Annotated in this window: 17 protein-coding genes; 16 read left to right on the forward strand and 1 reads right to left on the reverse strand. The window is 71.5% G+C overall.

The window, feature by feature from the left end; translation table 11 throughout:
* The first annotated feature begins 1 nt into the window (after position 1).
* The 14 genes from mreC to IDM40_RS07265 all read left to right on the forward strand — a co-directional run bounded on the left by mreC (position 2) and on the right by IDM40_RS07265 (position 17,893).
* On the forward strand, positions 2–901 hold the full coding sequence (gene mreC, locus IDM40_RS07200; RefSeq protein ID WP_193121138.1) for a rod shape-determining protein MreC: 900 nt from the start codon (positions 2–4) through the stop codon (positions 899–901).
* A complete protein-coding gene (gene mreD, locus IDM40_RS07205; protein ID WP_193121139.1) occupies positions 898–1,458 on the forward strand; it encodes a rod shape-determining protein MreD in 561 nt (186 codons plus the stop codon). The genes mreC and mreD overlap by 4 nt, the downstream gene beginning before the upstream one ends.
* Before the next feature lie 3 nt (positions 1,459–1,461).
* Positions 1,462–3,588: a penicillin-binding protein 2 gene (gene mrdA / locus IDM40_RS07210; protein ID WP_193121140.1), complete on the forward strand. Its 2,127-nt coding sequence runs from the start codon at positions 1,462–1,464 to the stop codon at positions 3,586–3,588.
* Positions 3,588–4,769: a rod shape-determining protein RodA gene (rodA, locus tag IDM40_RS07215; RefSeq protein ID WP_193121141.1), complete on the forward strand. Its 1,182-nt coding sequence runs from the start codon at positions 3,588–3,590 to the stop codon at positions 4,767–4,769. The genes mrdA and rodA overlap by 1 nt, the downstream gene beginning before the upstream one ends.
* 118 nt (positions 4,770–4,887) lie before the next feature.
* Positions 4,888–6,825: a TIGR03960 family B12-binding radical SAM protein gene (locus IDM40_RS07220; RefSeq protein ID WP_193121142.1), complete on the forward strand. Its 1,938-nt coding sequence runs from the start codon at positions 4,888–4,890 to the stop codon at positions 6,823–6,825.
* A gap of 547 nt (positions 6,826–7,372) precedes the next feature.
* Positions 7,373–8,152 (forward strand): TIGR03936 family radical SAM-associated protein, encoded by a 780-nt coding sequence (locus IDM40_RS07225; protein ID WP_235997398.1) that lies wholly within the window; start codon positions 7,373–7,375, stop codon positions 8,150–8,152.
* Positions 8,153–8,310: 158 nt separating this feature from the next.
* Positions 8,311–11,511 carry an Rne/Rng family ribonuclease gene (locus IDM40_RS07230; RefSeq protein ID WP_193121143.1) on the forward strand — a complete coding sequence of 1,067 codons (3,201 nt, stop codon included), beginning with the start codon at positions 8,311–8,313 and terminating at the stop codon, positions 11,509–11,511.
* Between the two features lie 377 nt (positions 11,512–11,888).
* A complete protein-coding gene (gene rplU, locus IDM40_RS07235) occupies positions 11,889–12,200 on the forward strand; it encodes a 50S ribosomal protein L21 (protein ID WP_193121280.1) in 312 nt (103 codons plus the stop codon).
* 13 nt (positions 12,201–12,213) lie between these two features.
* Positions 12,214–12,468, forward strand: a complete 255-nt coding sequence (gene rpmA, locus IDM40_RS07240; RefSeq protein WP_193121144.1) for a 50S ribosomal protein L27 — start codon at positions 12,214–12,216, stop codon at positions 12,466–12,468.
* 130 nt (positions 12,469–12,598) lie between these two features.
* Entirely contained in the window at positions 12,599–13,963 is a 1,365-nt protein-coding gene (obgE, locus tag IDM40_RS07245) for a GTPase ObgE (RefSeq protein WP_193121145.1), read from the forward strand.
* 97 nt (positions 13,964–14,060) lie between these two features.
* The gene (gene proB, locus IDM40_RS07250; protein WP_193121146.1) at positions 14,061–15,218 is read left to right on the forward strand and encodes a glutamate 5-kinase; all 1,158 of its coding nucleotides are present in this window, start codon (positions 14,061–14,063) and stop codon (positions 15,216–15,218) included.
* 199 nt (positions 15,219–15,417) lie between these two features.
* Positions 15,418–16,527 (forward strand): WD40/YVTN/BNR-like repeat-containing protein, encoded by a 1,110-nt coding sequence (locus IDM40_RS07255; RefSeq protein WP_193121147.1) that lies wholly within the window; start codon positions 15,418–15,420, stop codon positions 16,525–16,527.
* A 16-nt stretch (positions 16,528–16,543) separates the two neighbouring features.
* Positions 16,544–16,879 carry a MoaD/ThiS family protein gene (locus tag IDM40_RS07260; protein ID WP_193121148.1) on the forward strand — a complete coding sequence of 112 codons (336 nt, stop codon included), beginning with the start codon at positions 16,544–16,546 and terminating at the stop codon, positions 16,877–16,879.
* A 126-nt stretch (positions 16,880–17,005) separates the two neighbouring features.
* Positions 17,006–17,893, forward strand: coding sequence for an alpha/beta hydrolase fold domain-containing protein (locus tag IDM40_RS07265; RefSeq protein WP_193121149.1), 888 nt, complete (start codon positions 17,006–17,008; stop codon positions 17,891–17,893).
* Between the two features lie 59 nt (positions 17,894–17,952).
* Here IDM40_RS07265 and IDM40_RS07270 read toward each other — a convergent pair whose 3' ends face one another.
* The gene (locus IDM40_RS07270) at positions 17,953–18,702 is read right to left on the reverse strand and encodes an SDR family oxidoreductase (protein WP_193121150.1); all 750 of its coding nucleotides are present in this window, start codon (positions 18,700–18,702) and stop codon (positions 17,953–17,955) included.
* Positions 18,703–18,903: 201 nt separating this feature from the next.
* On the opposite strand from IDM40_RS07270, the gene IDM40_RS07275 reads away from it, so the two are divergent.
* Both IDM40_RS07275 and IDM40_RS07280 read left to right on the forward strand, forming a co-directional pair.
* Positions 18,904–20,172, forward strand: coding sequence for a glutamate-5-semialdehyde dehydrogenase (locus IDM40_RS07275; RefSeq protein ID WP_193121151.1), 1,269 nt, complete (start codon positions 18,904–18,906; stop codon positions 20,170–20,172).
* Between the two features lie 246 nt (positions 20,173–20,418).
* Positions 20,419–21,384 carry a hypothetical protein gene (locus tag IDM40_RS07280; protein WP_193121152.1) on the forward strand — a complete coding sequence of 322 codons (966 nt, stop codon included), beginning with the start codon at positions 20,419–20,421 and terminating at the stop codon, positions 21,382–21,384.
* Positions 21,385–21,388: the final 4 nt, after the last annotated feature.

The raw sequence follows: 21,388 nt of genomic DNA on the forward strand, positions 1-21,388 counted from the left end.
CATGTTCCGCGATTCTTCGAGGTCACGGCTGACACTGCTCGCACTGGTCGCCGCGGCCGTGGTCCTGCTGGCCCTGGACGGCCGGCCGGGCAGCGACCCCGTCACCGGCACAGCCCGGGCGGGGGCCGAGCTCGCGTTCGCCCCCGTCGCCGGCGGGGTCGGACACGTCGCCGACCCGGTCACCGGCCTGTACCAGGGGATCAAGGAGGGCCCGGAGGCCGCCGACCGCATCGCCGAGCTGGAAGAGGCCAACGCCGAACTCGAGTCCGAGCTCGAGGCCGCCGCGCTCGACGAGGACCGGGCCGACCAGCTCGACGACCTGCTCCACCTTTCCGGCCTGGGCGAGTACGAGATCGTGCCCGCCCGGGCCATCACCCATGTCACCTCGCAGGGGTACGCGCACACGGCGACGCTCGACGCCGGCACTCGGTCCGGTGTCGAGAAGAACATGACGGTGGTCAACGGCCAGGGCCTGGTCGGCAAGGTCACCGAGGCCGGCCCGCGTACCTCCACCGTTCTGCTCACCACCGACCACAACTCGTCGGTCGGGGCGCGGCTGGAGGGCTCCGGCAAGATCGGCGTCGCCGGCGGAGGCAAGGTCCCCGGTGCGCCCGAGGCCGACCTGACCTACGAGCTCTTCGACATGGAGACCCAGATCGAACCCGGGGACCGCATCGTCACCCTGGGCTCGCACGACGGAGCACCCTTCGTGCCCGGCGTCCCGATCGGGACCGTCGAAGAGGTGCACGTCTCGCCCGGTGCGCTCAGCCGGGTCGCGTCCATCGAACCGGCGGTCGACCACGCCTCGCTCGACACCGTCGGGGTGGTCGTGGACAGTCCGGCCGGCGACCCGCGCGACTCGCTGCTGCCGCCCAAGCCCGATCGTGAGGAGGACCGATGAGGGCAGCTCTCACGTTCGTGATGGTGGCCGTGGCCGTCCTGGCCCAGGCCGCCGTCGTCAACCGGCTCCCGCTCGACTGGCCCGCCGGGCCCGACCTGGTGGTGGGGGCCGTCGCCGTGGTCGCCCTCACCACCGGGCCCGCCGTGGCCGCCGCCTGCGGGTTCGCCGCGGGGCTGGCACTGGACGCCCTGCCCCCGGCCGAACACACCATGGGGACCCACACGCTCCTGCTGTGCCTGGCCGGCTACGTCATCTCACTGCTGTACCGCAACACCGGGATGTCCGGGTCCTTCGGCGGCCGGGTCTCGGCCTGGACCGCCCTGGGCGTGACCCTCCTGGCCGCCCTGGCCATGGGGGTCACCTTCGCCGCGATCGGGTTCTTCACCGGCGACCCGCGAGTGGACCTTCCGGGCGCAGCTCTCACCGTCGGGATCGGCACGGCCGCGACCGCGGTCGTGTCCCCGTTGGTCGTCCTGCCGATCCTCTGGGTGCGCAACGCCTTCGCCGAGGTCGACTTCGCGACGGTCCAGGGCCCCATGTCACCAGGGGGGTGGTGACCAGTGCACAGACCACCGGTCGACCCCACACTTCCCGGCCCGCGCCTGGGCCGGCTCGGACTCATCCTCGTCCAGGTCGTCGTGATCTCGTTGTTCGCGGCCCTGGGCGCACGCCTGTGGTACCTCCAGGTGCCCATGGCCGACTACTACAGGGAGCTCGCCGAGGCCAACCACCAGCAGGAGCTCGTCGTGCCCGCCACCCGGGGGCAGATCCTCGACTCCAGCGGCCGCGCCATGGTCAACAACCGCACCGAGCTGGTGGTCTCGGCCGACTACCACGAGCTCCAGGGCATGGACGACGGCGGCGAGGCCGTCCTGACCGAACTGTCCGAGGTCCTGGACGAGCCCGTCGAGGAACTCCAGCAGCGCATGCGCCTGTGTGGGCCGGAGGTGGAGCGCCCCTGCTGGCCGGGGTCGCCGTACCAACCGGTCACCCTGGCCGAGGACGTCGAGGGCCCCGTCGCCCTGCAGATCATGGAGCGTTCCGACGACTTCCCGGGGATCACCGCGCAGGCCCAGGCGCTGCGCGAGTACCCCTACGAGGACCACGCCGGACAGATCCTCGGTTACATCCAGCCCGTCACCGAGGAGGAGCTCGAGGAACGCGACGAACTGCGCTCCCGGTTCACCGGGATCGACCAGGTCGGCCGCGACGGGCTCGAGGCCACCTACGACAACGAACTGCGCGGCACCTCGGGTCTGCGCACCCTCGGCGTGAACAACCACGGCGAGGTCATGGACGTCATCTCCGACGAGGAACCCGTCGCCGGGCGCCACCTGATCACCCACCTGGACATGAACATCCAGAAGGTCGCCGAGCGTGCGCTCGAACAGGGCATGGAACAGGCCCGCCCCGAGAACATCGCCGACTCCGGTGCGGCCGTGGTCATGGACGTCAAGAACGGCGGGATCGTCGGCATGGCCAGTCTGCCGACCTACGACCCGACCATCTGGGAGGGCGGCGTCGACCAGGAGACCTTCGACGAGATCCTCAGCGAGGAGGCGGGCGAACCGCTGCTCTCCCGCGCCGTGCAGGGCACCTATCCGCCCGGTTCCACGTTCAAGATCGCCTCGATGCTCGCGGCCGTGGAGGACGGGGCGTCCCTGCGTTCGACCTACGCCTGCCCCGGTTCGGTGAGCCTGGCCGGGCAGAGCTACGAGAACTTCGAGGGTTCGGCGCAGGGTTCGGTCAGCCTCAGGCAGGCCATCATCGACTCCTGCAACACCGTCTTCTACAACTTCGGCTACCAGATGTGGCAGAAGGACGGCGGCCTGCACCCGGACGGCGAACCCGACGAGACCATGGCCGAGACCGCCCGCGACCTCGGCTTCGGCTCGCCGACCGGGATCGACCTGCCCTACGAGACCGGCGGCCGCATCCCCGACCGCGACTGGAAGCGCACCTTCTGGGAGGAGACCCGCGAGGAGAACTGCGAGCGGGCCGAGAAGGGATACCCGGACGTCGACGACCCGTCCGCCGCCGCCTACATGAAGCAGCTCGCCCACGAACACTGCGTCGAGGGTTTCGAGTGGCGCGCCAACGAGGCCATCAACTTCGCGATCGGACAGGGCGACGTGCTCGTCAGCCCGCTCCAGCTCGCCACCGCCTACGCCGCCGTCGCCAACGGCGGAACCGTCTACGAACCCCGGGTGGTGCGCGCGCTGGCCGAGGCCGACGGTTCCGAGGTCGAGGAGATCGAACCGACGGTCAAGAACGAGCTGCCCACCGACGACGAGACCCTCAACTACCTGCAGGACGCGCTGACCGAGGTGACCAAGTCCGGTACCGGTCAGGGCGCCTTCGACGACTTCCCGCAGGACGAGATCTCGGTCGCCGGCAAGACCGGTAGCGCCGACGCCGAGGGGCGCGACGTCTCGTCGTGGTTCGCCTCGTACGCGCCGGCCGACGACCCTCAGTACGCGGTCGCGGTCCTGGTCTCCCAGGGCGGTACCGGTGGTGAGACCGCCGCGCCCATCGCCGCGGAGATCTACAAGGGCATCTACGGCTTCGAGTCCTCAGAGGACTCCGAGGACGTGGAGCAGGGTGACCCGGTACTGCCCGGCGGCACTCCGCACGAGGATCTCCCGACGATCCGTGAAGACGGTTCCATCGAGACGCTGGAGCCCTGATGCTCAACGAGATGGGAGGGCCGCCCCGGCGGCCCCTCGAACTGCGCAGGACGGTGAACAGTGCGGCCGGCGGGGCCCGGCGCCTGGACTGGATCCTGATCTGCGCCGTCATGGGCCTGTGTGTCCTGGGTGCGCTCCTGGTCTGGGCGGCGACCCTGCCCGGCGACGGCGGCGACCCCATGGAGTCGACCGAGCACCTGACCCGGCACCTGGCCCACATGGGTGTCGCGCTGGTCGTGGGGCTGGCGGTCGCCTCGATCGACTACCGGACCGTGCGCGCCTATGCCCCGCTGGTGTACCTGTTCACGCTGGTGGGGCTCGTCCTCGTGCTCACCCCGCTGGGCGCCGTCATCAACGGTTCCCGCGGGTGGATCGTCGTGGCCGGGTTCCAGTACCAGCCCAGTGAGCTGATGAAGGTCGGCCTCATCATGGTGCTGGCGACCCTGCTCGCCGAACCCCGGGACGGGGAGACCAGGCCGATGAGCCGCGACGTGCTCTTCTGCCTGCTCGTGGTCGTCGCACCGCTGGCCCTGGTGGCGCTGCAGCCCGACCTGGGCACCGCCCTGGTGCTGGGCGCGATCTTCCTCGGGATGCTCGTGCTCTCGGGCGCGTCCGTCTTCTGGGTCGCGGGCATGCTCGCCTGCGGGGCCCTGGCGGTGGCGGCCGTGTGGGTCTTCGACCTGCTCGAGCCGTACCAGATGCAACGCCTGGCGACCTTGATGGACCCGGCCGCCGATCCACAGGGGGCCGGGTACAACTCCGCCCAGGCCCTCATCGCGGTCGGCTCGGGCGGGTTCGAGGGCACCGGGTTGTTCCAGGGCGAGCAGACCCACGGGCGGTTCGTGCCCGAGCAGCACACCGACTTCGTCTTCACGGTGGCGGGGGAGGAGCTCGGGTTCCTCGGCGCCTTCGCGATCATCGCCCTGATCGCGATCGTGCTCTGGCGGGTCCTGCGCATCGCCCGCGCCTGCGACCTGCCCTACCCGCGCATGGTGTGCATCGGTGTGGCGACCTGGTTCGGGTCCCAGTCCTTCGTCAACATCGGGATGTGCCTGGGTGTCATGCCGGTGACCGGTATCCCGCTGCCGTTCGTCTCCTACGGGGGCACGGCGATCCTGGCCAACATGCTCGCGCTCGGCCTGGTGCTGGGCGTCAACTCCCGGGACCGCGGCTTCGAGTAGCCCGGAACCCGGCACCGCGCGGAGGCCCTTCCCGGAAAATCCCCGGGGAGGGCCTCCTTGCGCCGGTAGCCTGGGTGATCCGCCGTTGAACGACGTCCGCCGACCGAAGGCACACACCATGTCCGTCGAAAGCCTCTTCCCGCGCCTGGAGCCTCTTCTGTCCCGGGTGAGCAAGCCGATCCAGTACGTCGGCGGTGAGCTCAACTCCGTGGTCAAGGACTGGGATGAGACGCAGGTCCGCTGGGCGCTCATGTACCCGGACGCCTACGAGGTCGGGGTCCCCAACCAGGGCGTGCAGATCCTCTACGAGGTCCTCAACGAACAGGAGGGCGTCCTGGCCGAACGCACCTACGCGGTGTGGTCGGACATGGAGGAGCTCATGCGCGAGCACGGGATCCCCCACTTCACCGTCGACGGCCACCGCCCGGTCGGCGCCTTCGACATCCTCGGGGTCAGCTTCGCCAGCGAGATGGGCTACACGAACCTGCTCACCGCCCTCGATCTGGCCGGGATCCCCCGCTACGCCGAGGGGCGCACGGACGAGCACCCCGTCGTGCTGGCCGGTGGGCACTCCGCCTTCAACCCCGAACCCATCGCCCCGTTCCTCGACGCGGCGGTCCTGGGCGACGGTGAGGAGATCAGCCTCGCCATCAACGAGATCGTGCGCGAGTTCAAGGAGGAGGGCGAGCCCGGCGGCCGCGACGGCCTGCTGCTGCGCCTGGCCGAGACCGGCGGGGTCTACGTCCCGCGCTTCTACGACGTGGAGTACCACGAGGACGGCCGCATCGCCGCCTACACCCCGAACCGTCCCGGGGTGCCGCCGGTCGTGCAGAAGCACACCGTCATGGACCTCGACAAGTGGCCGTACCCGAAGAAGCCCATCGTGCCCACGGCCGAGTCGGTGCACGAGCGCTACAGCGTGGAGATCTTCCGCGGCTGCACGCGCGGGTGCCGGTTCTGCCAGGCCGGGATGATCACCCGCCCGGTGCGCGAGCGCAACAAGGAGACCGTGACCGAGATGGTCCAGGAGGGCGTGAAGAACTCCGGGTTCCAGGAGGTCGGTCTGCTCTCGCTCTCCAGCGCCGACCACAGCGAGATCGGCGGTATCGCCAAGGGGCTCGCCGACCGCTACGAGGGCACCAACACGGGCCTGTCGCTGCCCTCCACCCGCGTGGACGCCTTCAACATCGACCTGGCCAACGAGCTCACCCGCAACGGGCGGCGTTCCGGCCTGACCTTCGCGCCCGAGGGCGGCAGCGAGCGCATGCGCCGGGTCATCAACAAGATGGTCACCGAGGCCGACCTCATCCGTACCGTCACCGCCGCGTTCGAGGCGGGGTGGCGCCAGGTCAAGCTGTACTTCATGTGCGGGCTGCCCACCGAGGAGGACGAGGACGTCCTGGCCATCGCCGGCCTGGCCACGGAGGTGATCCGGACCGGGCGCGAGGTCACCGGGCGCAAGGACATCCGCTGCACCGTCTCCATCGGCGGGTTCGTGCCCAAGCCCCAGACCCCGTTCCAGTGGGCGGGCCAGACCCCGTACCAGGACGTGGACTCCCGCCTGCGCAAGCTGCGCGACGCCCTGCGCGGCGACCGCAAGTACGGCAAGTCCGTGGGCCTGCGGTACCACGAGGGACGCCCCTCCATCATCGAGGGCCTGCTCTCGCGCGGGGACCGCCGGGTCGCGGCGGTCATCGAGGAGGTCTGGAACGCCGGCGGGCGCTTCGACGGCTGGAGCGAGCACTTCTCGTATGAACGCTGGGAGAAGGCCGCCGAGGCCGCGCTGGCCGGCCAGGCGGTGGACCTGGACTGGTTCACCACCCGCGAGCGCGACGAGGACGAGGTCCTGCCCTGGGACCACCTCGACGCCGGGCTCGACCGGGACTGGCTGTGGCAGGACTGGCAGGACTCCCTGCACGGCGAGGAGTCGCTGGAGGTCGACGACTGCCGCTGGAACCCCTGCTACGACTGCGGGGTCTGCCCCAGCATGGGCACGGAGATCCAGATCAACACCCCCGCGGAGGGCCGCCCGATGCTGCCGCTGACGGTGGTCTGAGCCCGGGCGCGACGGGCGTACACACGAGAACGGCCCCCGGTCCGAGATGGACCGGGGGCCGTCGCTGTCCTGGGAGGGCGGAGCTGTAGACTTCGCGCCCTGAGGAGCCCGCCTGCCCCACGGGGAGGCGGGCGAAGGAGGAAGGGTACGGCCCGGCGCCCCGCTCGCGCCGGGCCGTACGTGTAATAAGACTCGCGGGGTGCGCCGGGGGTTGCCATCCTCAGCAGATTTTCTCCGGATTTTTTTGTGCGGCCCCCGCGTTCCCTCGGTGAACACCGGTTCGAACCCGGTCCGGGTCGGGAGGGACTTTTCGATCCCAGGTCAGTGGGGGAGATACCGGTATGCGTAGTCCTGTTGGCGCATGTGCACCGCGGTGCCCCGTACGCTGAACAGGACGAGGAACAGCCCCTTCAGGTCGCCGGACGGCCTCACAGAGCGGGCACAGAGGAAAGGAGTTGAGCTGCCCCCCGCACCCGAGGGCACCACCTCACCCTCCACCACCACACCCGGACACCGGCTTCGTGTCCGCTACGCCAAGCGCGGGCGCATGAGGTTCGCCAGCCACAGGGACATCGCCCGGGCGCTCGAGCGCGCCCTGCGTCGGGCCTCCGTGCCCGTGGCGTTCTCCCAGGGCTTCTCACCTCACCCCAAGATCTCCTACACCGGAGCGGCACCCACCGGCGTGGCCAGCGAGGCCGAGTACCTCGAACTCACTCTGGCCGAGGAGCGACCGCCCGAGAGCGTGCGCGCCGGCCTCGACGCGGCGATGCCCGACGGGATCGACATCGTGGAGGCCGTCGAGGCGCGCACACCGGGGCTCGCCGATCGGCTGCAGGCATCACTCTGGATGGTGGAACTGGCCGGCGTCGGCCCCGACGACGCCGCCGAGGCGGTGGCCGCCTACATGGCCGCCGACAGCGTCGAGGTGGAACGCGTGACCAAGAAGGGCCGCCGCCGTTTCGACACCCGGTCTGCGGTGGTGGACATCGACGTGTCGGGCGACACCGCTGAGCCGGAGCCAGAGGGACGACACGCGGCATATGCCATACTTCGTATGGTCGTACGGCACACGCAACCTGCTGTCCGACCCGACGACGTGCTGACCGGCCTCCGCCGAGTGGCCGACCTCGCGCCGCCGTCATCGACCTCGATGACCCGGCTGGCGCAGGGGCCGCTGGACGAGCCGACAGGTGCGATCGCCGACCCGCTCACCGTGGACCGGACCGACGCTCGGGCGACGAACCCCGGTACCGCGGACCCGTACGCCGAGGAGCGGCGCGACAACGCACCACAGCCGTCGGCGTCCACGACGGGGCTTTCGCAATGAACGGCCCCGTGGAAGGGGAACGTGGACGTGACCACAGGACTTTGCCCGGGGGCACACAGGTGCCGCCGGCGCTGACACAGCGACGACAGTTCTCGTGAGGCGGCGCAGGGACCGAGAGGCCCCTGCGCGCCCGGGAACTTTGACGGGAGACCGCCCGGATGCTCGACAACGAGCCCACGAACGGTGCCGACGGCACCGCGGGTACAACTGAAACGACCGACCACGGCGCGGGTACACCGGCCGAGGGGAACGGCGGGGTGCGCGTCTCTGCGCCGCCCGCGGGCAAGGGCGCTCGCCGCGCCGCCGGCCCTCCCCCCGAGCCCGACGAGATCTTCTCGCCGCCGTCGACCGACCGCGTCACCTCCATCGCCGGTTCCGGTGAGGGCGGCACGGTCAAGACCTCTGTGAGCACCCCCGCCTCGGGCCGTCGCACCGTGCGTGCGGCGGGCAGCCCCGCCGAGGCGCCTGCCGCGCGTACGAGCACGGCCGGTGCGAAGAAGCGCTCCGACAAGCGTGAGAGCGCCGCCGAGGACAAGACCGCCGACAAGCCCCGCCGCGAGAGCGCGGACGAGGCACAGCGCTCCGAGAAGGCCCAGCGGGAGCCCGCCGGGAAGAAGCAGCGGGGCAGGAAGAAGGAGCAGGAGGCCGACCGGGCCCCCGCCCCGGAGGAGACGGCCGACGAGGACACGTCGGAGGAGGGCTCCGCCCAGCCCGGCACCCTGTTCCAGCCGCCGAGCACGCTCTTCCAGCCGCCGGTCGCCACGGCGCGCGCGACCAGGGCCGCAGCGCCCCCGGAACAGCCCGGCAAGGACGAGAGCGCCGAAGAGGCCTCCGGGGACGACACCGGCTCCGCCGACCAGGACCACGACAACGACCACGACGGTGACGACGCCGGCGAGGAGCGCGGTGGACGCCGCCGTCGCCGCCGGGGCGGACGCGGTCGCGGCCGTTCCCGCACGGGTGAGAACGAGGGCCAGGACGCCCCCTCGGACGAGTCGGCGAAGAACGAGGGCGGCAAGGGCGAGAGCGACCGTTCCGCCGACGACAAGAAGAACACCTCCGGCCCCGACCAGGGTTCCAAGGACGACGAGGGCGACGACAACGGCAGCCGCCGCCGGCGCCGCCGTCGCCGCCGTTCCGGCACGGGCGGCGGTGACGGTTCCACCAACGACGACCCGCCGAACACCGTGGTCAAGGTGCGCGAGCCGCGCCCGGAGAAGCCCATCGAGGACGAGGTCCAGGCGGTCCGTGGATCCACGCGCCTGGAGGCCAAGAAGCAGCGCCGCCGCGAGGGCCGCGAGCAGGGCCGCCGCCGCGCCCCCATCGTGACCGAGTCGGAGTTCCTGGCCCGGCGCGAGGCGGTCAAGCGCGACCTGGTGGTCCGCCGGACCGGCGACCGCACGCAGATCGCGGTCATGGAGGACGACGTCCTGGTCGAGCACCACGTCGACCGCGCGAGCCACCGTTCCTACGTCGGCAACGTGTACCTCGGCCGTGTGCAGAACGTGCTGCCCTCGATGGAGGCGGCCTTCGTCGACATCGGCAAGGGGCGCAACGCCGTCCTGTACGCCGGCGAGGTCAACTGGGACGTGCTCGGCGTCGAGGGACAGCCCAAGCGCATCGAGTCGGTGCTCAAGTCCGGCCAGTCGGTCCTGGTGCAGGTCACCAAGGACCCGGTCGGCCACAAGGGCGCCCGCCTGACCAGCCAGATCAGCCTGCCCGGCCGCTACCTCGTGTACGTGCCCGGCGGTTCGATGACCGGCATCAGCCGCAAGCTCCCGGACAAGGAGCGTGCGCGCCTCAAGCAGATCCTCAAGAAGGTCATGCCCGCCGACGCCGGTGTGATCGTGCGCACCGCCGCCGAGGGCGCCAGCGAGGAGGAGCTGGAGCGCGACATCACGCGCCTGGCCAAGCAGTGGGACTCCATCCAGCGCAAGTCGAAGTCCAACACCGCGCCCGCGCTGCTCAACAGCGAGCCCGACCTGACCATCCGGGTCGTGCGCGACGTGTTCAACGAGGACTTCTCCAGCCTGGTGGTCTCCGGCGAGGAGGCCTGGGAGACCGTCCACGAGTACGTGGACTACGTCGCCCCGAACCTGGCCGAGCGCCTCTCGCACTGGACCGAGGACCGCGACGTCTTCTCCGCCTACCGAATCGACGAGCAGATCAACAAGGCCCTGGAACGCAAGGTCTGGCTGCCCAGCGGCGGATCGCTCATCATCGACCGCACCGAGGCGATGACGGTCGTGGACGTCAACACCGGTAAGTTCACCGGCCAGGGCGGCAACCTCGAGGAGACCGTCACCAAGAACAACCTCGAGGCGGCCGAGGAGATCGTGCGCCAGCTGCGGCTGCGCGACGTCGGCGGCATCATCGTCATCGACTTCATCGACATGGTCCTGGAGTCCAACCGGGACCTCGTGCTGCGCCGGATGCTGGAGTGCCTCTCCCGCGACCGCACCAAGCACCAGGTGGCCGAGGTCACCTCGCTGGGTCTGGTGCAGATGACCCGCAAGCGTGTGGGGCAGGGGCTGCTCGAGGCCTTCTCCCACACCTGCGAGCACTGCAACGGCCGCGGGGTGCTGGTCGCCGAGGAGCCGGTCGAGAACAAGGGCGGCAACGGCGGCGGCCGCAAGAAGAAGAACAAGGGCAAGGGCGACGCCGAGGCCTCCTCCGAGAAGGGCGGCAAGGCCGAGGACAAGGGCGGCAAGGACAAGGCCGACCAGGGCGAGAAGGCGGACCAGGGGTCCGACAAGCCCGGCGGCAAGGGTTCCAAGGCCGACAAGGGCGCCAAGGCGGAGAAGGTCGAGCAGCAGGCCGAGGACGCCGGTTCCGGGTCCGAGGCGGCCGAGCAGGCCGACGAGGCGCCCTCCGGCAAGAAGTCCAAGGGCCGCTCCAGGTCGGCCAAGGGCTCCGGCAAGAAGGCCGCCGCTGCCGCCGAGGAGTCCAAGGACGAGGGCGCCGGGGAGCAGGGCTCCGCCGATGGCGGGGACGAGCAGGCCGCACCCGTCGAGGAGGCGCCCGCCAAGCGGTCCCGCAAGCGTTCCACCCGGTCCAAGAAGGCCGCCGAGGCCGACCGGGCCTCCGAGACCGAACAGGTCACGGAGGAGAACACCGACAACGGCGCCGCCCCCGCCGAGGCCGAGGAGGCGCCCACCAAGCGCACCCGCAGGCGCACCACACGTTCGTCCGCGCGCAGCACGGGCGACGAGGGTGCGGACTCGGGCGAGGCCGAGGGATCGGTCTCCGAGGCCCCCGCGGCCGACGGTGACGACGAGGCCGCCGAGCGGCCCAAGCGGCGCCGTACCCGCCGCACCAGGACGGCGGCCTCCGCGGGGAGCACCGCCGACGCCGGCTGACCGGCGCTGGAGAAGACCAGGTCCGGGCCGGGTGTGACCCCGGTCCGGACCACGGTCCGATGTGCGGGCCTGTGGTGGGGCAGTGGTAACCTGGTGGACGGTGCGTCGGCGCGCTCCACGTGAACGCGCGCCCCGACACCGAAGTGCTCTCCACGCAGGGTTTGTTTCCCTCAGATCCCCGCGCCCCGCTACAGGCGATCAGTGGATCGTGGAACGAGGCTTCCCTCCACCCCTTCGGTGGGGTGATTCCTCCCGGTCAGGCCCGCACAGGGCACGACCGGACCCAGGACCCCGGGTCTCGGGCCCCGTGCAGGGGTTGGTCCCGGGGATGGTCCCGAGCGCAGTATTCGTTGAGCGAGCAGGAAGAGAGTTACCCGGTGTACGCGATCGTGCGAGCGGGCGGCCGACAGGAGAAGGTGTCCGTCGATGACGTCCTGAACATCGACAAGGTCACCGAGGAGACCGGCGCCACCATCACGTGGCAGCCCATCCTCGTCGTCGAGGACGGCAGTGTGATCACCGAGGCCGACAAGCTGAGCGGCTACTCGGTCACGGCTGAGGTCCTGGGCGAGACCAAGGGCCCCAAGATCAACATCATCAAGTACAAGAACAAGACCGGTTACAAGAAGCGTCTGGGCCACCGCCAGAAGCACACCCAGGTGCGCGTCACCGGTATCTCGGCGAAGTAGGAGGACTGGGGACATGGCCAGTAAGAAGGGTGTTTCTTCCAGCCGGAACGGCCGCGATTCCAACGCCAAGCGCCTCGGCGTGAAGCGCTTCGGCGGCCAGAACGTCGCTGCCGGTGAGATCCTGGTCCGCCAGCGCGGCACCAAGTTCCACCCGGGCGCGAACGTCGGCCGCGGCGGCGACGACACGCTGTTCGCGCTCGTCGGCGGCGAGGTCGCGTTCGGCAACCACCGCGGCCGCAAGGCCGTGAACATCGTTCCCGCGAGCTGAGAGCCGCACGAACGAGACTGATGTCGGGAGGCGGGCCAGGGAAACACTGGCCCGCCTCTTGCGTTGTCACCAGGTGACACACGTGAACGAGCGGGGTCGCACGACGGCCCTATGAGTGACGGGGAGAACCATGCCTGACTTCGTCGACGAGGCGGCTCTGCAGGTCAGAGCCGGGAACGGCGGGCACGGCTGCGCCTCCGTCCACCGGGAGAAGTTCAAGCCGCTGGGCGGGCCCGACGGTGCCAACGGCGGCCGCGGCGGTGACGTGATCCTGGAGGTCGACGCCCAGAGCGCGACCCTGCTCGACTACAAGCGCCGCCCCCACCGTGTGGCGCAGAACGGCACGCCCGGCCAGGGCGGCCACCGCGCCGGTGCCAACGGCGAGAACCTGGTGCTGTACGTCCCGGACGGCACCGTGGTCACCCACCCCGACGGTGAGGTCATCGCCGACCTGGTCGGCCACGGCACCCGGCTGGTGCTGGCCGAGGGCGGCCGCGGCGGCCTCGGCAACGCCGCGCTGTCCTCCAAGAAGCGCAAGGCCCCCGGCTTCGCCCTCAAGGGCGAGGAGGGCGAGGCCCTCGACGTGCGCCTGGAGATGAAGACCATCGCCGACGTCGGCCTGGTCGGGTTCCCCAGCGCCGGCAAGTCCTCCCTCATCGCCGCGATGAGCGCCGCGCGTCCCAAGATCGCCGACTACCCCTTCACCACGCTCATCCCGAACCTGGGTGTGGTCGAGGCCGGCGCCGTGCAGTACGTCGTCGCCGACGTTCCGGGCCTCATCCCCGGAGCCAGCGACGGCAAGGGCCTGGGCCTGGAGTTCCTGCGCCACATCGAGCGCTGCTCCACCCTCCTGCACGTGCTGGACTGCGCGACCTACGAACCCGACCGCGACCCCGTCAGCGACCTGGAGTCCCTCGAGGCCGAGGTCGCCGCGTACGGCGAGCGCACCGGCGTGGACCTGTCCGACCGCCCGCGCCTGGTCGTGCTCAACAAGGTCGACGTGCCCGACGCCCGCGAGCTCGCCGACATGGTCACGCCCATGCTGACCGAGCGCGGCTACCGGGTCCTGGAGGCCTCGGCCGCCTCCCGCGAGGGGCTGCGCGAGCTCTCCTTCGCCCTCGCCGAGCAGGTCGCCGCCGCACGTGCCGACGCCCCGGCGCCCGAGCCCACGCGCGTCGTGCTGCGCCCCAAGGTCATCGGCGACACCCCGTTCGAGGTCGTCGCGCTGGGCGACAACGCCTTCCGGGTGCGTGGCGACAAGCCCACCCGCTGGGTCGCCCAGACCGACTTCTCCAACGACGAAGCGGTCGGCTACCTCGCCGAGCGCCTCAACCGCCTCGGGATCGAGCAGGAGCTGGCCAAGCTCGGGGCGAGCGAGGGCGCCGAGGTCTACATCGGCCACGAGGACGACTCCGTGGTCTTCGACTGGGACCCGTCCGCCGACGCCGAGGCGGTCCCGTCCGGCCCGCGCGGATCCGACGCCCGGCTGGGCTGACCCGCGCGGGGACCCGATCTCCGACACCAGCCGGAACCACGTCAGGTACACGCGCGGCGCCGGCGCGCCGCGCCACGGATGGAAAGCCCCTCGCACGGTGCACAGCACGAACAGTGACAACATCGACGCCCTGGAGGCCGACGGACGCGCCGCGGTCGAGTCCGCACGCAGGATCGTGGTGAAGGTGGGGTCGTCCTCGTTGACGACCCCTGAGGGCCGGATCGACGCCACCAGGATCCGCGCCCTCGCCGACGTGCTCGCCGAGCGCCGTACCGCCGGCCAGGAGGTCATCCTGGTCTCCTCCGGTGCGGTCGCCGCGGGCATGACACCGCTGGGGATGGCCCGGCGTCCGCACGACCTGGCCTCGCAGCAGGCTGCCGCCAGCGTGGGCCAGGGCCTGCTGCTGGCCTCCTACACCGCCGAGCTCGCCCGGTACGGCCTCAACGCCGCGCAGGTCCTGTTGACGGTCGAGGACATGATGAGGCGGGTCCAGCACCGCAACGCGCAGCGCACCCTTCGGCGCCTGCTCGACATCGGCGCGGTCCCGATCGTCAACGAGAACGACACCGTCGCCACGCACGAGATCCGGTTCGGCGACAACGACCGGCTCGCCGCGCTGGTGGCGCACCTGATGCGCGCCGACGCCCTGGTGCTGCTGTCCGACGTGGACGCGCTCTACGACGGCAACCCCTCCGACCCCGGCACCTCGGTGGTGAACCTGGTGCGGGACCCCGCCGACCTCGCCGGTATCGACATCGGCAGCACCGGCAAGCGCGGTGTGGGCACCGGCGGCATGGTCACGAAGGTCGACTCCGCCCGGATCGCCAGCCAGGCCGGGGTGCACACCGTGCTGACCTCGGCCGCCAACGCCGGGGCCGCGCTGGCGGGCGAACGTGTCGGCACCTTCTTCGCACCGGCCGACGGCCGCCGCCCCTCCGCCCGCCAGCTCTGGCTCGCCCACGCCACCGCGGGGCGCGGCAGCCTCGTGCTCGACCCGGGCGCGGTGCGGGCCGTGGTCGCGGAGAAGGCGTCGCTGCTGCCCGCCGGGGTCGTCAAGGTCCACGGCGAGTTCAGCGCAGGCGACCCCGTCGACCTGCGCGGCGAGGACGGGACCGTGGTCGCGCGCGGCCTGGTCAACTACGACGCCGCCGAGGTCCCCGACCTCATGGGGCGGTCCACGCGCTGGCTCGCGCGGGAGCTGGGTCCCTCCTACGAGCGCGAGCTCGTGCACCGCGACGACCTCGTGCTGCTGTGACGGGGCGCGCGGCGCGGGCGTGAGGTGCCCGGGCCGCGCGCCCGCCACCGCTCCGGCCGCGCGCGTGGACCCGTGCGGGTCCAGGCGCGGCAAAGAGAGACGGAAATCCTCGTGAAGCCGCCCCGTTCTGTCGGTGCCGTGCGGTCTACTCCTGAGGAGAGGTAGATCACGCAGTACCGGCACGCGGGAAGGACCGCACATGAGCGCAGTACGGCTGCTGGTGGGGACACGCAAGGGCGCCTTCGTCCTCACCTCCGACAGCGAACGCAAGGACTGGGAAGTCGACGGGCCCCACTTCGCCGGGTGGGAGGTGTACCACCTGACCGGCAGCCCGGCCGACCCCGACCGGCTGTACGCGGCGCCGTCCATGGACTGGTTCGGCCAGGTCATCCAGCGCTCCGACGACGGCGGCAGGACCTGGGACCCGATGGACAACCGGTTCGAGTACACGGGCGACCCCGGGACCCACCTCTGGTACGACGGCACCCCTCGCCCCTGGGAGTTCACCCGGGTCTGGCACCTGGAACCCTCCGCGACCGACCCCGACACGGTCTACGCCGGGGTCCAGGACGCCGCCCTCTTCCGCACCACCGACGGCGCGCGGTCGTGGGAGGAACTGGACGGCCTGCGCACGCACACGACCGCACCGGGCTGGCAGCCGGGCGCGGGCGGGCTGTGCCTGCACTCGATCCTGCTCGATCCGCGCGGCAACGGCCGCATGTTCGTCGGGATCTCCGCCGCCGGGGTCTTCCGCTCCGACGACGACGGCCGGACCTGGACCGCGGCCAACCGCGGCCTGCTCACCGACGGCATCCCCGACCCCGACGCCGAGGCCGGGCACTGCGTGCACCGCCTGGCCATGCACCCCTCCAGGCCGGACGTGCTGTTCATGCAGAAGCACTGGGACGTCATGCGTACCGACGACGCCGCGGAGAACTGGACGGAGATCAGCGGGAACCTGCCGTCCGACTTCGGGTTCCCCATCGCCGTGCACGCCGACGACCCCGACACGCTCTACGTCGTGCCGATCACCAGCGACTCCCTGCACTACCCGCCCGACGGCCGCCTGCGCGTGTACCGCAGCCGCACCGGCGGCCAGGAGTGGGAAGCGCTGACGGAGGGCCTGCCGCAGGAGGACTGCTACGTGAACGTCCTGCGCGACGCGATGGCCGTGGACTCGCACGACGGCGTGTACTTCGGCACCACCGGGGGGCAGGTCCACGTCTCCTCCGACTCGGGGGACACGTGGTCCACCGCGGCCGACACCCTGCCGTCCGTCCTGTCCGTCGAAGTGCAGACCCTGCCGTGAAGGGGGTGTACAGGTCATGAGCGACGACGTACGTGAGAGCGGCGCAGGGCCACACGACGTGCGGGTCTGGCTGCCCTACCACCTGCGGATCCTCGCCCGCCTCGAAGGGGAGACCGCCGTGAGGGTGGAGGGGCCGGTCACCCCGAACTCGGTGTTGGACGCGTTGGAGCAGCGCTGGCCCGAGCTGCAGGGCACGATCCGCGACCACTCCAGCAAGCGCCGCCGGGCCTACCTGCGGTACTTCGCCTGCGAGGAGGACCTCTCGCACGAGTCGCCCGACGACGCACTGCCCGAGCGGGTGGCGTCGGGGGAGGAGCCCTTCATGGTCGTCGGCGCCATGGCCGGCGGGTGAGCATCCGCGACGGTGACGGGGCCGGCGGCCGGGCCGGTGGTCCGGCCGCCGGCCCCGGGGGAACACGGTTCCCGCGGGGCACGGTGTGACAAGCTCGGAGAACACTCTCGCCGAAGGAGTTCCCCCGTGCCCAGCGTGACCACGCGCGCCCTGTCCCTGCTCTTCCGTGTCACCCGCAAGCGGCAGATGAGCACCCCCGAACGCGCCCGGCGGCGGATCGCCGCGCCCAAGGACGACAGCGCCCCGCCCGCGCCGATGCGCCATGCCTACCGCGTCACCGAACGGGAGGTCGACGGGTTCCCCGTGTACACGGTGCGGCCGAAGGACGGGCCCGAACCCGGCAAGGCCGTGCTCCACCTGCACGGGGGCGCCTACGTCAGCAGCATCACGCCGTGGCACTGGCGGCTCGTCGCGCTCATGGCCGACCAGGGCTGCCGGGTCGAGGTGCCGCTCTACGGCCTGGCCCCGGACCACACCCACCGGGAGGCGCACCCGTTCGTCGACCGGGTCTGGGCGGACCTGACCGCCGAGGTCCCCGCCGCCCGCACGGTCCTGGCGGGGGACTCGGCCGGGGGCGGGCTCGCCGCCGCCCTCGACCAGCGTCTGGCCGCGCGGGGGAGCGAAGGACCGGCGCGCACGATCCTGCTCGCCCCGTGGGTCGACGCGGCCCTGGACAACCCGGAGGTCGCCGCGGTCGAACGCCGCGACCCCTGGCTGGCCCGGGCCGGACTGCACGAGTGCATGCGGGCCTGGTCGGGCGGCGACGACCCGGCCGACCCGCGGCTGAGCCCGCTGTACGGGGAGCACACGGGCACGGCGCCGATGGACGTCTACGTCGGGACCCACGACCTGTTCTGGCCGGACCTGAGGCGCCTGCGGGAGCGGCGGGAGGCGGCCGGGGCCCGTACCGACCTGATCACGTGTCCCGGCGCCTTCCACGTGTACCCGCTGGTGCCCTGCCCCGAGGGGCGGCGGGCCCGGATGCGGATCCTGGCGGCGCTGCGGACGCTCTGATCCGAGGCGTGGGCCCGTGGCGGACAGGGCCAGGGCCGGGGTTCCGGCGGTCACCGGGCTCAGGTCATACGGCGCACCACCGACAGCGGCGCCCGCTTGAGCAGGAACCCGATCGGCACCCACGGCCACGCCGGCACGTACGCCTTGGCCTTGCGCTTCTCGATCGCCCTGACCATCGCGCGCGTTCCGGTCTCGGTGTCGACCATGAACGGGGTGTTCTGCGCGACGTGCTCGTTCATCTCCGAGCGGATGTAGCCCGGGTAGATCACCGACACGTCCAGGCCCGGAACCCGCTCCGAACGCAGCCCCTCGGCGAGGGAGGCCACGCCCGCCTTGGTGGCCGCGTAGACCGTCATGGCCTTGCGCATGCCCCGCAGCGCCGACATCGAGGAGACCATCACCAGGTGTCCGTGCTCCTGGGCGCGGAAGACCTCCAGGGCAGCCTCGGCCTGGGACAGCGCGCCCACGAAGTTGGTCATCGCGGTCTCCCGGTTGGCGTCGGGCCGTCCCTTGCCCAGCGCCACACCCTTGCCGAGACCGGCGTTGACCACGACCCGGTCCAGGGTCCCGAAGGCGGCCGCGAGGTCGCGGACCACCGTGTGCACGGCCTCGTGGTCGGTCACGTCGAGGGATCGCAGCTCGACGCGGCGCTCGGGGTGGGCCGCGGTGATCTCCTCACGCAGGGCCTCGAGTTTCTCCTCGCGCCGTGCGCACAGGCCCAGGTCGTAGCCGAGGGCCGCGAACTGGCGGGCCATCTCGGCACCGAGACCCGCGCTGGCGCCGGTGATGACGATCGTTCCCTTGCTCATGGTGGGGTCTTCTTCCGTGGGATCGGGATGCCGGGGGAGACCGGCGGGCCGGGCGTGGGCACCGACCCTACGGGGGTGCGGGCCAGTCGACCGAACGGGGTTCGGACCAAGGCCTGTGGACAACGCTCCGGAGCATGCTGGAACCGCCTAGAGTGGGAGGACAGCCGACCCCGGAGCACACCCCGACCGAGAGAGAAAGCCATGACTGACACCGAGCGCGAGGTCCGCGCGGTCGCCGAACGTGCCAAGGACGCCGCGGCCGACCTGGCCCCGCTCAGCCGGGGCGTGAAGGACGCGGCGCTGCACGCGCTCGCCGACGCGCTGGTCAAGCGGTCCGACGAGATCACCGAGGCCAACACCCGCGACGTCGAGCGCGCGCGGGCCGACGGCACCTCCGAGGCGATGATCGACCGGCTCACGCTCACCCCGGCCCGCATCGAGCAGATCGCCGACGCCGTCCGCGAGGTCGCCGAACTGCCCGACCCGGTGGGGGAATCGGTACGCGGCGGGGTGCTGCCCAACGGTCTCGACCTGCGCCAGATCCGTGTTCCGCTCGGTGTCATCGGCATCATCTACGAAGGCCGCCCCAACGTCACCGCCGACGCCGCCGCGCTCTGCCTCAAGAGCGGGAACGCGTCGCTGCTGCGCGGGTCGTCCTCGGCCTACGACTCCAACACCGTCATCGTGCAGGTGCTGCGGGACGCCCTCGAGGGGACGGGTGTGCCCGCCGACGCCGTGCAGATGGTGCCCGGTCGCGGCCGTGACTCCTCCGCGGCGCTCATGCGCGCCCGCGGGCTGGTCGACGTGCTCATCCCGCGTGGGGGAGCCTCCCTCATCCAGGCGGTCGTGCGCGAGTCCACCGTCCCGGTCATCGAGACCGGCGAGGGCCTGTGCCACGTCTACGTGGACGCCGACGCCGACCTCGACAAGGCCGTCGCGATCGCCACCAACGCCAAGGCGCAGCGGGTCTCGGTGTGCAACAGCGCCGAGACCCTCCTGGTGCACGAGGACGTGGCCGACGAGTACCTGCCGCGTGTGCTGGAGAGCCTGGAGGAGGCCGGCGTGATCGTGCACGGTGACGAGAAGGTCATGGCCGCGGCCGCCGGGACCTCCGTCGAGGCCGTGCCCGCCACCGAGGACGACTGGGCCACCGAGTACCTGTCCCTGGATCTGGCCGTGCGCGTGGTGCCCGACATCGACGCGGCGCTCGCCCACATCCGCGCCTACTCCACCCAGCACACCGAGGCGATCGTCACCGACTCCCTCAAGGCCTCGCGGTACTTCACTGCACGGGTCGACTCCGCCGCGGTCATGGTCAACGCCTCCACCCGGTTCACCGACGGGGGCGAGTTCGGCTTCGGCGCGGAGATCGGCATCTCCAACCAGAAGCTGCACGCGCGCGGGCCGATGGGTCTGCCGGAACTGACCTCCACCAAGTACGTGGTCACCGGCGACGGCCACCTGCGCTGATCACACGCCGGGCACCCCTCGTGGGGCGGGCCCGGCAGCAACCCGGGACCGGGCGCCCTTTCTGGACGCCCGGTCCGTTCTCGTGCGGGAAACCTGGACGGAAACGAAACTTCGTCGAACGTGTATTCCCAAACCGGGGCGGAATGGGTACTTTCGCTGTGGTGCGCGGGCGCGCCTCCCCGGGCATCCCAGACTCGGGCCCGCAGGGCAGCGCCGCGCCACGGTCACGACGAAAGGAATCCCCCCATGAACCTCCGGAGCACGGTCGCGGCCTCGGCCACGGCCGCCCTGGCCGTAGGCGGCCTCACCCTCATGGCCGCACCCGCGCAGGCCGACCTCGTCACCCAGTGCGAGGGCCACGGCGGTGACGTGACCCTGCCGACCCCGCTCGCCGTGCCCGCCGGCGCGAGCTGCTTCCTCGACGGCACCACCGTCCAGGGCGACGTCACCGTGGGCGAGGGCGCGAACCTGCACATCATCGGGGGTGAGATCGAGGGCGACGTGGAGGTCGGCGCCGACGGCTACTTCGACTCCTCCGACTCGACCATCGGCGGCGAGGTTGCCAACACCGGCTCCTACGGCACCCACCTGGAGGAGACCGACGGCGCCGGCGTCAGCGCGACCCCGGCCGAGGGCTTCGAGGACGGGTTCGTCTTCGTCGTGGACTCCGACCTGGCCTCGGTGGACTCCGAGGCGGGCGCGCTCTACATGGTCGGCTCCCGGATCGACGACGGTGTCTCGGCCACCGACGTGCGCTACGCCGACGTCGTGGACTCGGTGCTGCGCGGGGACCTGGCGGTGACCGGGTCCGAGGGCGGCGGCATCCTCTGCGACAGCGAGGTCATCGGCTCGGTCTCCTACAGCGGCGGCGCGGGACCGGTGGCGGTCGGCGCGGGCGAGGAGGACGGCTTCTGCTCCTCCGTGAACTACGTCGACGGTGACCTGAGCGTGGCCGGGGTGTCCGGCGGCGCCTACATCGACAACAACATCGTCGGCGGCTCGCTCGTGGCCGCGGACAACAGCCCGACCGCGGAGGTCGGCGACAACAACCGCGTGCGCGGCGGGACCGAGACCGAGGAGATCGCGCTGAGCACCTTCGACGCGGGCGTCGAGGGCTGGTTCGAGGCGCACGAGCAGGACCTGGCCGGCGAGGTCGAGGAGCTGCGCGGCGAGACCGTGGACGAGGCCATGGAGGCCGGCCCCGCGTTCTGACCCG

The organism is Nocardiopsis coralli (assembly GCF_014892575.1).
Lineage (GTDB): Bacteria > Actinomycetota > Actinomycetes > Streptosporangiales > Streptosporangiaceae > Nocardiopsis > Nocardiopsis coralli.